10 protein-coding genes are annotated in these 13374 nt (G+C 40.3%); all 10 read left to right on the top strand.

Annotated elements, in window-relative coordinates:
• Positions 1–1594: hypothetical protein (locus IKK64_04440; protein ID MBR4119309.1), on the top strand; the 1594-nt coding region annotated here is incomplete at its 5' end.
• Positions 1595–2206: 612 nt separating this feature from the next.
• Positions 2207–2998, top strand: coding sequence for a sulfide/dihydroorotate dehydrogenase-like FAD/NAD-binding protein (locus IKK64_04445; protein MBR4119310.1), 792 nt, complete (start codon positions 2207–2209; stop codon positions 2996–2998).
• A 14-nt stretch (positions 2999–3012) separates the two neighbouring features.
• Complete coding sequence (gene gltA, locus IKK64_04450) at positions 3013–4491, top strand: NADPH-dependent glutamate synthase (GenBank protein MBR4119311.1); 1479 nt, start codon at positions 3013–3015, stop codon at positions 4489–4491.
• Positions 4492–4512: 21 nt separating this feature from the next.
• The gene (locus IKK64_04455) at positions 4513–5238 is read left to right on the top strand and encodes a tRNA threonylcarbamoyladenosine dehydratase (protein MBR4119312.1); all 726 of its coding nucleotides are present in this window, start codon (positions 4513–4515) and stop codon (positions 5236–5238) included.
• Positions 5232–5891 carry an ABC transporter ATP-binding protein gene (locus IKK64_04460; GenBank protein ID MBR4119313.1) on the top strand — a complete coding sequence of 220 codons (660 nt, stop codon included), beginning with the start codon at positions 5232–5234 and terminating at the stop codon, positions 5889–5891. Before IKK64_04455 ends, IKK64_04460 begins: the two co-directional genes overlap by 7 nt.
• Positions 5892–5921: 30 nt before the next feature.
• Positions 5922–6212, top strand: a complete 291-nt coding sequence (locus IKK64_04465) for a DUF3467 domain-containing protein (GenBank protein ID MBR4119314.1) — start codon at positions 5922–5924, stop codon at positions 6210–6212.
• A gap of 26 nt (positions 6213–6238) precedes the next feature.
• Positions 6239–7717, top strand: coding sequence for a cysteine--tRNA ligase (gene cysS / locus IKK64_04470; protein MBR4119315.1), 1479 nt, complete (start codon positions 6239–6241; stop codon positions 7715–7717).
• Positions 7718–7823: 106 nt separating this feature from the next.
• Entirely contained in the window at positions 7824–8528 is a 705-nt protein-coding gene (locus tag IKK64_04475) for an SIMPL domain-containing protein (GenBank protein ID MBR4119316.1), read from the top strand.
• Positions 8529–8535: 7 nt separating this feature from the next.
• Positions 8536–11394 (top strand): M6 family metalloprotease domain-containing protein, encoded by a 2859-nt coding sequence (locus tag IKK64_04480; GenBank protein ID MBR4119317.1) that lies wholly within the window; start codon positions 8536–8538, stop codon positions 11392–11394.
• A 32-nt stretch (positions 11395–11426) separates the two neighbouring features.
• Positions 11427–12551, top strand: a complete 1125-nt coding sequence (locus tag IKK64_04485) for an AraC family transcriptional regulator (protein ID MBR4119318.1) — start codon at positions 11427–11429, stop codon at positions 12549–12551.
• Positions 12552–13374 lie beyond the last annotated feature (823 nt).

A 13374-nucleotide genomic window follows, 5' to 3' on the forward strand; every position in this document is an offset into this window, starting at 1 on the left:
AACCGATGCTTGTTACTTGCAAGTTGGAGGATACTCTCAAAACTTACCTGAGGCACAAACATTGACTATCCCTGCATCGTTGAATGCTGCGGGAGAGATGGATATTCAAGTAGTAGGAGCAGAAATTGAGAAGATGGATATTGAAGTCTTGGAGATAGGAACAAATGTCCTGCTTCCAGATGTAGAATACTTGGGCGAGGTAACACTTAAATCATCGGCAGACTTTAGTGCAACAACAATATCACACGCATCAGTTCTACCAGAAGAGGGAATAAACGTAGTGGTAGAGAAAGAGATTAAAGTGCCTTACACAATTGATGGTAAGATGCCAACATACTTCAACTTCTTGTCAATGCCGTTCGACTTTGATCCGGGAGTAAATATTGAGTTCTTCCACCCAACAGAAAAAGTTTGGAAACCAGCAACAATAGAAAAAGATATAAGAGTCTTAACATATAAGAGCGCTACTCGTGCTAATGGACAAGCATATTACAATCAAACTTGGAATACATTCGGAGGAACAGGAGGATTGATATATGCCAACCAAGGATTTGTATTGGTAGGAAACAGCGATTATGGCGATGCTGAACATAAAATGAAACTACGTTTCAAATCATTCTATGCAGAACAAGCACAGCCGGGACAAGAGGCGGTAACACGCGAGACTATATACACTCAAGACGGAAGTGCAAAAACAATTACAGCAAACCGTTATCGGAACTCAAGAGGCGAAACTCATCCGTTAGATGCAGACTGGCAACACGTAGGATCGCCATACTTGACACATAGCGATGGAATAGACTACGTACTATACTACCACGATGGTTACAAATATGTATCAGTAGGGCAAACAGAGAATCCAACAATCTCAGCATTCCAATCAGTAATGTTCCAGGCAAACTTAGGAGGCCTACCAGAGCAAGAGATTATAATGACTCCATTGTCAATAGGAGCAAAAACAAATGCAGCAAACGGAGTTTACGGAAGAGCAAATCTTGCAATAAACGATGATGAGTGCGTTAAGATAGTGCTAAAAGATGATGCATCAGAGAACTTTGTAGTAAACGAAGATGCGTGGTATATGGCACCAACAGCAAACGTCTTCTCAACAATGTCGGTAAATGTAGCAGGAAGCGAGGCATCAATCTCTGTTCAACCCGAGCCAACCGAGTTGCCATTGACAGTATATGCAGGCTCAAAAGCCCAACAAACAATATCGTTGAGCCGTTACGATGGAGAGGTTAACATCTTCTTAAAAGATGCAGTAACCGATGAAACAGTATGTTTGAATGATGAAGACTACACCTTCACAGCAACACCATACTCAACAATAGCCGATCGCTTCACAGTATCAATGATAGAGCCAACAGGCATTACTGAGAGTGTAGCAGAGGCAACAATCAAAGCCGTAGTAACAGCCGATGGCATTAAACTATTCGGCACTGAGGAAGGAGAAGAGGTTGCACTATACACAGCAAACGGAATGATGATAACCAACGCAGTAGCAGAAGAAGGCGTAACAACCATTGAAACCACTGCCTCGGGAGTAATCATCATAAAAGTAGCGGAAGAGACTATTAAGGTTGTAAAATAGTTTTTAGTTTTCGACTAATGCCGCCCTACGGGTAGTTAACAAGCACTTGCTTGTTGAATCTGCTCACGCTCGGCAAAGTTTAAGTAAACTTATTTTGCCCTCGCTTACTCGCAGATTTGTTAGTTATTAGATAAAAATGGTTGTCCTTGAGGGCAACCATTTTTCTTTTCATTTTCTTTTCTGCAAAGAAACGTGTATCAAAAGTAGTAGGGACGTGGCATGCCACGTCCGCAGAAAAAACGTGTATCAAAAGCAGTAGGGACGTGTCCTCCGTCGTGCAGGGCACTGCACTCTCCATTTTAAGGTACAAATTAACATTTAGTTAATTTTAATTACTTTGTAATTACCTTAAAATGCCCGCCACGTCCGCCAAAATAGAAAAATGGTTGTCCCTTGAGGGCAACCATTTTTTTGTTTTTAATTAGTCTAATTAGTCCAATAAGTCTAATTAGTCTAATTGGTCCAATAACTAATTCCTAACCACCTAGTAATCCTAGTAACCTTAGTTAACTAAAAACTAAAAAACAACTGATATTTAAAATATTATTTTTACCTTTGTAAAATTATATGAAATCCTTTGCTCAAGGCAAGGGGATTTAATAGTTATAAATTATGAATAAGATTGTAGAAAAAGAGTATTTCTCGGAGAATGTAGTAAAGTTGGTTGTTGAGGCACCACTTATTGCAAAGGCGAGAAAAGCAGGTCACTTTGTTATTGTGAGAGCATGTGAAAAAGGAGAGCGAATACCTCTAACCATTGCTCAAGCAGATGAAGAAAAAGGAACTATTACTTTGGTTATTCAAGCAGTTGGTAAGTCAACAAAGAAGATATGTGCGCTTAATGTAGGAGACTACCTTTGCGATGTTGTTGGTCCATTAGGACAAGCAACTCACATTGAGAAGGTTGGAACTGTATTATGTTGCGGTGGAGGTGTAGGAGTTGCTCCCCTTTTGCCCATAGTAGAGGCAATGAAGGCGGCGGGCAATCGTGTGGTAGTAATTTTGGCTGCCCGTACCAAAGATTTAATCATTCTTGAGGAGCAGATGCGTGCTGCTGCCGATGAGGTCATCATTATGACCGATGACGGATCGTACGGAAACAAAGGTTTGGTAACTAATGGAGCAGAGGAGGTTATTAATCGAGAGAAGGTTGATATGTGTGTTACCATTGGTCCGGCAATAATGATGAAGTTTGTATCGTTGCTAACCAAAAAATACGAGATACCTACTGTTGTTTCGTTGAACACTATTATGGTTGACGGAACAGGAATGTGTGGAGCGTGTCGTATCACAGTGGGCGGACAAACAAAATTCGTATGTGTTGATGGTCCTGAGTTTGATGCTCATCAAGTTGATTTTGATGAGATGTTAATGAGATTGTCTTCGTATAAAGAGGTTGAATAACTCTAACAGATTGCATTATGAGTAAAGAAGAGATAGCAGCCCAACGTGCCACCGAGTGGCGTGAGGCATTGCGTAAAGAGAAAAAAAATAAAGATAGAATAGAGATTGAGCGTGTTAAGATGACCGAACTCGATCCCCAATATCGTATAACAAATAACGAGGAGGTAAACTGCGGATTAACAATGGAGCAGGCACAACGTGAGGCATCGCGTTGTTTGGATTGTCCCGATCCTCAATGTATGCAAGGTTGCCCAGTAAACATTTTCATCCCCACATTCATTAAAAACATTGAGCGTGGCGAGTTCTTGGAGGCAGCCAAAACTTTAAAGATGACAAGTGCTTTGCCTGCTGTTTGTGGTCGAGTATGTCCGCAAGAGAAGCAGTGCGAGTCAAAGTGTTTCTATAAACTAAAATTGGGCAAAGAGCCTGTTGCTATCGGCTATTTGGAGCGTTTTGCCGCCGACTACGAGCGTGAAAGCGGAAAGATGGCATTGCCCGAGACAAAAGAGAAAAACGGCATTAAGATAGCCGTTGTAGGCTCAGGACCTGCAGGATTGTCATTTGCAGGCGAGATGGCTAAATTGGGTTACTCAGTTACAGTATTTGAGGCACTACACGAGATTGGTGGAGTGTTGAAATATGGTATTCCTGAGTTCCGTTTGCCAAACAAAATAGTTGATGTTGAGATAAACAACCTTCGTGCTTTGGGCGTTGAGTTTATAGCCGATTGCATTGTTGGAAAAACTATCTCATACGATGATATGCACCAAATGGGATTTAGAGGTATCTTTGTTGCAAGTGGCGCAGGACTGCCTCGCTTTATGAACATACCGGGAGAGAACCTTATCGGAGTTATGTCGAGCAACGAATACCTTACACGCGTAAACCTGATGGGAGCTGCGTGTGACGATTGCGATACACCGGTGGTAAAAGGTAAGCGAGTTGCAGTTATTGGTGGTGGTAATACTGCTATGGACTCAGTTCGTACAGCACGTCGCGTAGGAGCAGAGCGAGCAATGATAATATACCGCCGTAGCGAAGATGAGATGCCGGCACGCCGAGAGGAGATTCACCACGCAAAACAAGAGGGTGTTGAGTTCCTTACATTGCATAATCCAATTGAGTATATCGGAAACGAAAAGGGAAGAGTTACAGCAGTTCGTTTACAAAAGATGCAACTTGGAGAGCCTGATGCTTCGGGACGCCGTTCACCAGAGCCAATACCGGGGGCAATAGAGACAATTGAGGTTGACGAGGTAATAGTAAGTGTCGGAGTATCGCCCAACCCATTAATCCCCAATGCTATTAAAGGTTTGGAGATAAGTCGTAAAGGAACAATCGTAGTAGATGAAGATTCTATGCGTTCTCAACTTAACGACCTTTATGCAGGAGGCGATATAGTTCGTGGTGGAGCAACCGTTATTCTTGCAATGGGAGACGGACGCCGTGCTGCAAGAGCAATGGATGAGGCTATCTTGAACAACCAGTTGTAGTATAATATAGTAACTTTATATATGACGCCTGAGTGGTTATCGCGCAGTGAGTTATTGCTTGGAGAGGAGGGCTTACGGAGTCTGTCCTCTTCGCATCTTTTAGTTGTGGGGCTTGGAGGAGTGGGAGCCTATGCTGCCGAACTTGCTGCCCGAGCAGGAGTTGGCGAGATGACCATTGTTGATGGCGATACTGTTGGAATAACAAACCTTAACCGACAACTACCGGCAACAACCTCTGCTTTAGGCAAGAGCAAAGTTGAAGTTATGGCTCAACGTATTTTGGATATTAACCCCAATATAAAGTTACATGCAGAGCATAGGTTTTTAGAGCCTGAAGAGATAAAAGGTTTTATTGAGCAAGGAGGTTTCTCGTTTGTGATAGATGCCATTGATACAATACCCTCAAAAACGGAGTTGATTGTTGCCTGTGTTGAGAGAGGAGTTGGTTTGGTATCATCAATGGGGGCAGGAGGCAGATTAGATGCTTCGGCTATACGATTTGCCGATATTTCTAAAACCGAGAACTGCTCTCTGGCACGAATGATTCGTAAGAACTTACGGGAGCGTGGGATAAAAAATGGGGTGATGACAGTCTTTTCAAACGAGCCGGTTGTTAAAGACTCAGTAATCCCCACAAACGAAAAAGGCAAACGCTTTACAGTTGGAACAGTATCATATATACCGGCGGTGTTTGGTTGCTATCTGGCATCGTATGCCATAAGAAAATTATCAGGAGTATTATGTTAAAGGCAGAGAATATACATAAGAGTTTCGACTCGCTACAAGTGCTAAAAGGCGTTGACGTTGAGATTGCCAAGAGCGAGATAGTTGCCATAGCAGGAAAGAGTGGAGCAGGAAAGACAACACTCTTGCAGATACTCGGAACACTCGACCGAGCCGATGAGGGGCGTGTTGAGATAAACGGAGTAGAGGTCTCTCATCTTAAAGGAGATGATTTAGCAACATTCCGTAACCGCCATATAGGATTTGTATTTCAGTTTCATCAACTATTGCCCGAGTTCTCGGCATTAGAAAATGTAATGCTCCCGGCACTGATAGCAAAAACATCGCACAGCGAGGCAGAGAAGAGAGCAAAAGAGTTGCTCGATTTCTTGAATCTGGGCGAGAGGCTTAAACATAAACCCTCACAACTGTCGGGAGGAGAGAAACAGCGGATAGCCGTAGCACGAGCCTTGATAAACAATCCCGATATCATCTTTGCCGATGAGCCATCGGGAAGTCTGGATACAGTACAAAAAGAGGAACTGCACTCACTCTTTCACCGTTTACGTAACGAAATGGCACAAACATTTGTTATAGTAACTCACGATATGAGTTTAGCAGGCAGTGCCGATAGAGTTATATATATGAAAGACGGAGTAATAGATACAACATTATAAATAGTAGAAAATAAATAAAAACATAATAAAATGGAAGATAAAAAGAAAGGATTGGAGATAGAACTATCTCCCGAAGTAGCAGAAGGAGTATATTCAAATCTTGCAATAATTGCACACTCAACATCAGAGTTTATAGTTGATTTTGCACGCATAATGCCGGGAGTAAACAAGGCAAATGTAAAATCAAGAATAATACTAACACCCGAACACGCAAAACGTCTGTTGTTTGCTTTGCAAGACAACATTGCACGATTTGAGAGTCAAAACGGTAAAATAACATTAAGCGGACAAGGCGGAACAGCCACTCCGTTTGCAAACTAATAGATAACCTTAATTTAGTGTAGAATATGGAACAACCATTGGTAATATATAATACCGTATCTCGCAAAAAAGAGATATTCAAATCTATAACCGAAGGTAAAGCAGGAATGTATGTTTGTGGGCCAACCGTATATGGCGATGGACACTTAGGTCATGCACGCCCTGCAATAACTTTCGACCTCCTATTTCGTTATCTGCAACACATAGGCTACAAAGTTCGTTATGTTCGCAACATAACAGATGTAGGACACCTTGAGCACGATGCCGATGAAGGAGAAGATAAGATAGCAAAAAAGGCACGTCTTGATGCCCTTGAACCTATGGAGGTAGTACAATACTACTTGAACCGCTACCACAAAGCAATGGAGCGTTTGAATGTATTACCACCAAGCATTGAGCCTCACGCCTCAGGTCACATTATTGAGCAGATAGAGTATATCAAAAAAATTCTTGAGGCAGGCTTTGCATACGAGAGCGAAGGCTCAGTATATTTCGATGTAGAGAAATATAGCAAGAGTCACCACTACGGAAAACTATCAGGACGTAACATAGATGAACTATTGAATACAACACGTCAGTTAGACGGTCAAAGCGAGAAACGCAACCCAATAGATTTTGCCCTATGGAAAAAGGCTTCGCCCGAACATATTATGCGTTGGCCCTCGCCATGGAGCGACGGATTTCCCGGATGGCACTTGGAGTGTTCGGTTATGGGTACAAAATATCTGGGCGAGGAGTTTGATATTCATGGCGGAGGAATGGACCTGATGTTCCCTCACCACGAGTGCGAGATTGCCCAATCGGTTGCCGCACAAGGAAAAGAGTGCGTTCACTATTGGATGCACAACAATATGATTACCATTAACGGACAGAAGATGGGAAAATCGTTGGGTAACTTTATAACACTCGATCAGTTCTTTACAGGCGAACATGAGTTGTTGACACAACCATTCTCGCCAATGACAATACGTTTCTTTATACTGCAAGCACACTATCGCAGTACACTCGATTTCAGTAGCGATGCACTTGTAGCAGCCGAGAAGGCATACATCCGTTTGTGTCAGGGTTGGGAGAACCTCTCAAAAATTACCCCAGCCAGTGCAACAACTTGCGATGTAAAAGAGTTGCGTGCAAAATGTTATGAGGCAATGAACGATGACCTCTCTTCGCCAATAGTAATATCGCACCTGTTTGATGCAGTACGTCAAATAAACACTATATTGGCAGGCGGAGCAACAATTACTGCCGAAGATTTAGAGGAACTGAAAGATACATTCAAAACATTTATGTTTGATGTATTAGGTCTTGTAGTTGAGGGAGGAGACTCCTCTTCAGAAGGAAACGAGGCTTACAAAGAGGCAGTTGATTTAATTATGGAGTTACGCAAAGAGGCTAAGGCTCGAAAAGATTGGGCAACAGCCGACTTTATCCGTAATCGTTTGTCAGAGATAGGTTTTGAGGTAAAAGACACCAAAGAGGGAGTTGAGTGGAAATTGAATAAGTAACCCTCTCGATGCAGAAAAAGAGGAGATACTATTTTAAACTTTAATCCTATTTATATATCTAAACAAATAAACAGAGTAAATTGTTCAACTAAAAATGAAAAAAATTATGAAAAAGTTATTTTTTATTGCAACATTCGCTTTTTTAGCAATAGGATTAGTACCGGCACAAACAAAAACAGAGGCAAGTGTCGATGTTACAGGAAGAGCAAAAGTTAAAGTAGTTCCCGATAGAGCAGAGATTGAGATTACCATCAACGAAAACGATTTAAAAGGCAAATACTCTCTTAATGAGTGGGAGACAAAACTTGCCATTGCTTTGAAGAGTGCAGGAGTTGATGCAAAAAAACAACTATCACTCTACCGTCAATACCTTGCAACAGCGAAACGCAAAAATATTAAGCAATACAAAATATTTAAGTTAGAGGTATATACTGCCGAAGAGGCTCAAAATGTAATGGATGCACTTGTTGAAAACGAAATCTCAGGAGGTCGTTTGACAAAAGTATGGTTGGCTGATCGCAAAGCGGTATCTGATAGTCTGAAAGTTGAGGCTATAAGAAGTGCAAAACACGATGCTTCGGTATTGGCAGAGGCAATAGGACAAAGCATAGGAAGTGCCATACAGATAAACTTCTATCCATCATCACCCGCAGTAACATATCGCAACGTAATGCTTAAGAGTGCACGTAATGAAGCAATGGCGGTAACAGCCGATGAAGTAGTACCTGAATTGCCACAAATCAATTTTGATGAAATAGAGATAGAGGAGAATGTCTCTGTTAAGTTTATATTAAACCCTGAAAAGCAATAAAAGAATAATGAAAAACTTTGTAGTAACCCTATTTCTTGCAGTGGTAAATGTAACTATTATGTTTGCCATTCCGGCAGAACCTAAAGTAGATAACCATATTCAGCCCGATGGCACACAGTTATCAGTAATCTTATGTGGTGATGAATATATGGGTTACTACACAACCATTGACGGAGTGCCTTTGGCAAAGGACTCCAATAACTCTTTTTATATTGCAGAATGGGATGATACACAACTTATTCCAACAAAAATTCTTGCACACAATCCACAACTAAGAGAGGAGGAGGAGAAAGATTATATAGAGGCAAATTCCCAAAATACAATAGAGCAGATTTCGTTGTATAGGGCTATGAAACAGGGTTTTGCCAATCAGTTGAGGGCAAAAAAAACAAAGATGCTCCGAGAGAACATACAACCCTCAGAAAAGAGTCTGCTCAAATCATCTACCTCCCCAACAAAGGGATTGATAATATTGGTAAACTTTCCTGATAGAAGTTTTCTCTCTTCATCAACAAATGCCGAAATTTCGGCAATGATGAATGAAGAGGGGTACAATCGTAATGGACACATAGGAAGTTTGCGAGACTATTTTTATGACCAGTCCTCGGGGCGACTCGATATAACTTTCGATGTTGTGGGCCCCGTAACGGTAAGCAAAAATATGTCGTATTATGGAGCCGATCAAGGCTCTACCCACGACTCGCATGTAGGCGAAATGGTTGCTGAGGCTTGTAATCTGGTAGATGGATATGTAAATTTTGCCGACTATGATTGGTATGATGACGGAGAAGTTGAACAGGTATATGTTATTTATGCAGGATATTCACAAGCATCAGGAGCCCCATCATATACAATATGGCCAAAAGAGTGGTATCTCTCATATTCCGATTATGGAAGATATATAACCCTTGACGGAGTGATTATAGATACATTTGCATGTAGTAGCGAACTTGACGGAACATCAGGCTCAACAATCGATGGTATTGGAACAGCCTGCCACGAGTTTTCGCACTGTATGGGATTGCCCGATTTATATGATACATCGGATAACGGAACTTATGGCTTGGGAACGTGGAGTGTAATGGATATGGGTTGTTATAACTCAAATGGAAGAATTCCCTGTAACTACACAGCCTTTGAACGTAACTATGCAGGGTGGATGCCATCTTCGCAATTACAGGTGCTAAATGAGCCTGTATCTATAACCCAGATGCCTTCGCTCTCAGACGATGATGCAGTGGCATATCGTATCTACAATGATGGTAGTGTATATAAAGAGTATTTCATTCTTGAAAACCGACAACAAAAGGGGTGGGACGTAGGTTGCTCTGCTCATGGATTGCTGATTACCCACATTGATTACGATGCTGATGCGTGGGGATATAATAATGTAAACAACGATCCTTCGCACAGAAGATATACAATTAAACCGGCAGATAATGATTTAAGCTATTCATCTGAGGCAGGCGACACCTATCCGGGTATATATGGAAAAAGTTCGTTTACCGACACATCTTCACCTGCCGCCCTGTTTTATCAGCCAACAAAGTCGGGTTCATACTATTTAGGCAAACCAATAACCAATATAAGAGAGAGTAGCGGAAAAATCTCTTTCGACTTTATGGGAGGAACATCGGGAGGAGAGGAGAGTGAAGAAGTACAACTCTCTCGCGATGGCTGGAGTGCAAGAGCCGATGGCTATGCGGCAAGTATGTATGATGGACCACCACGTTATGCCTTTGACGGAGATTTAAACTCTCACTGGCATTCGAGATATGACGATAGCGGAGGAGGCAGCACAAACTATGAGTTACCTCACTACATCCAATTCGACTTGGGAAGTGTTCAGGAGTTCAGTGCATTTAACTATGTATCGCGTACAGCCAATGGCTCACAAAACGGAGATATTGCAAACTATGAGATATATATCTCAAACAGCGATATGACATATTCACTTGGCTCAGGTTATGTTCCCACCACAGGCACAAAAATAAAGAGCGGTACATTTACATATAACAATTCTCGAGAGCATTATGTTCAGTTAGGAGGCAATTATTCTGCAAGATATTTGTTATTGCTCTGTAAATCAACAGCAAACGGCACAAAATTTTCGGCTTGTTCAGAGTTCTATTTATACAATACCCCAAGCAGTGGCACAGAAGAAGGAGACTATTGTACTCCTTCGGTAACAACGCAAGGCACAGCAACCTCATACGTGGGACAGATAGTGACACTCTCAACAACAGGGGCGGCAGTAAATGCTTTGTGGAACAACCCCAAAACCGAGAACTATAATGGAGCAGTCCAACCAATAGAGAATACCTTCACAGCATATCCGGGGCAAACAATAACCCTAAATATAAGTGATAAAAATACAGTATGGGGGTTAGTGCGTGTATATGTTGATTTGAATGGAAACTGCCTTTTTGATTTGGATGAGCAGATTTTTGCAGATGCCGACAGAAACCGAACAACCCAAATATCACAAACCTTCACACTCTCACCCGATATTCCGGAAGGAAAATACCTTATGAGAGTAATGTATGTTGCAGGAAGCAACGAAAAGAATTTGTGGGCTTGCGATGATTATACCGAAGGAGGTTACTACGATTTTGAGTTTACAGTTACAACTGATGCGACAGGCGTTGAGGAGTATGAGACCTCACCAACAAAGGTATATACCGTAGATGATGCAATAGTAGTTGAAACTTCTGTAAAATCGATAGAGCCAATATCGGTATATAACGTAGCAGGAACACTCCTTGCACAATCATACACTCGTGGCAGTGTTACAAAACTACAAGTATCGCAGAGCGGATTATTTATAGTTAAGGTTGGAGGAGAAGTATATAGAGTAGTTAAGTAGAATATCATATTATGATATATAAAATCATATTTATGAGTTACGATCAATTAATATTAACAGTAAATACATCAAGCATACTTATTCTACTTTTACTTGCTCTTATCCTATTGCTAGCAACGCGTTTTAAGGGAGAAAATGCCTATGCAGCGGCAATAATAGTTCTTCCCAATGTCCCTGTCTATCTGTACAATGCAAGTAGAATGTTGGGGTGGCATAACTTTACGCTTGCAATGCTCCCTTTCAGTTTCTCGCTGAATACTTTGTTAATGCCCCTTTTGTGGTTGTTTGCTCGAAAAAGTTTCGATTCCTCATATAAGTTCTCTGTTAAAGATTTAATCCATATTATACCATGTATCATATTTTTTATTATATATTTCACCATCTCCAGCGATGATAAGATTAGCAGTATAGTGTATGAAATGTCGGGAGATGATACATGGATTGGAGATCTCAATACAGTAGTTGTTTTATTACAACTATTAATATACTTTCCTATGATATTCATCTTTATATATAAAAATAAAAAGAGAGTTAAAGAAAAATTGTCAGATGCTGAATGGCTTCAAAAAGAGTGGGTACCAATATTTATGATATTGTTTGCATCTCTGTTTGTTATAGTAATGGTTTGTTATGCAATATGGCCTCGTACCGATGCATGGCTAATTCAAATATTAAATGTTGTAGCAATGTCGTATTTAGTGTATAACTCGTTAGTACACCCCTATATTCCCACAGCATTACCCACGCAAGATATTGAAAAGAACTCGAGTACAACACAACAACCCGATTTAGAAGTTATGCAGGAAATATGTGCAAAGGCAACAGATTTTCTCACTAACACCAAGATTTATCTTCGCCACGACCTATCATTGGCCCTATTGGCAAAAGAGATAGGTGTGTCTCAAAGAAAATTATCGACCTCTATCAACACCTGTCTCAAAAAAAATTTTTTTGAATTTATTAATGAGATGCGAATAGAGGAAGCAAAACGTAAAATTATAGAACTTGACGCTTCGGGATATAGCATTGATAGTATATATTATGAATGCGGATTTAGGTCTCGTTCAACATTCTTTCTCGTTTTTAAAAAAGTTACTGGCATAACTCCGTCAGTATGGTTTTTACAATATAAAAAATCCAACCTCTCTGATAAATAGTTATTTATCCTTACTTTTAATCTTTTTATACTCTTCTAAAAATATCTTTATTTAGTCCAAACTTCCGTTTTTTAAACTTATAGACCATTTTAGAATTATTTTTTGCGACAATTTTTATATTCCTTTGCAAAATAGAGCAACAGTCTTAAAAAGAGTTTAAACATTTGGATGTTAAAAAATTTTTTTATTTATTTGTAACATCATCTTAAAGAACAATACAAATTGTTACTATCGATGAATTACATTTGATATTAAAACACAAACAGAAAGTGTTTTTAGCTTTATTCTCTGAAAGCAAATCTGGTAAATTTTATGGACGGGAATAAGTGCTGCTCTTCACGTTTTGTTATGCCTTATGGGTATAGTCAATGCGTGGGCTGTTGCTTATTTAGTCCAGAGGCTTACCAGAGCCCGCTTTCATAAGATAAGCAAATATGTCCACGCTTTCTTATTTTATGACAGTTTGGGCAATACGACAATAAAAAACAAAATGGAGGAGATAAAAACAGACACCATTCACATTAAAAAAAATTGTAATAAAAAACATCGCCTATTAAAGCAAAATAGGTGTTGTCATGCCACGCTTTTATATCGGCCTTTTAAATTTTGAATTTAACAAATTTATCTGTTGCAGAGTCAAAAACAAAAGTAGAAAATTTCAATTTAATTCCAAATTCTATTATACCTCAAATCCGCAACCTATAGGGTTTAGTGGGATTTTGCTTGCAAAGCGACAAAATTCATTTTATTGTACATATTTCTTGCACAACAGAAATGTCGCAGACACAAAATCCCCTTACCCCATAAAGCGACTTGAGGTAAT

It is taken from the genome of Bacteroidales bacterium, from assembly GCA_017521245.1.
Lineage (GTDB): Bacteria > Bacteroidota > Bacteroidia > Bacteroidales > G3-4614 > Caccoplasma_A.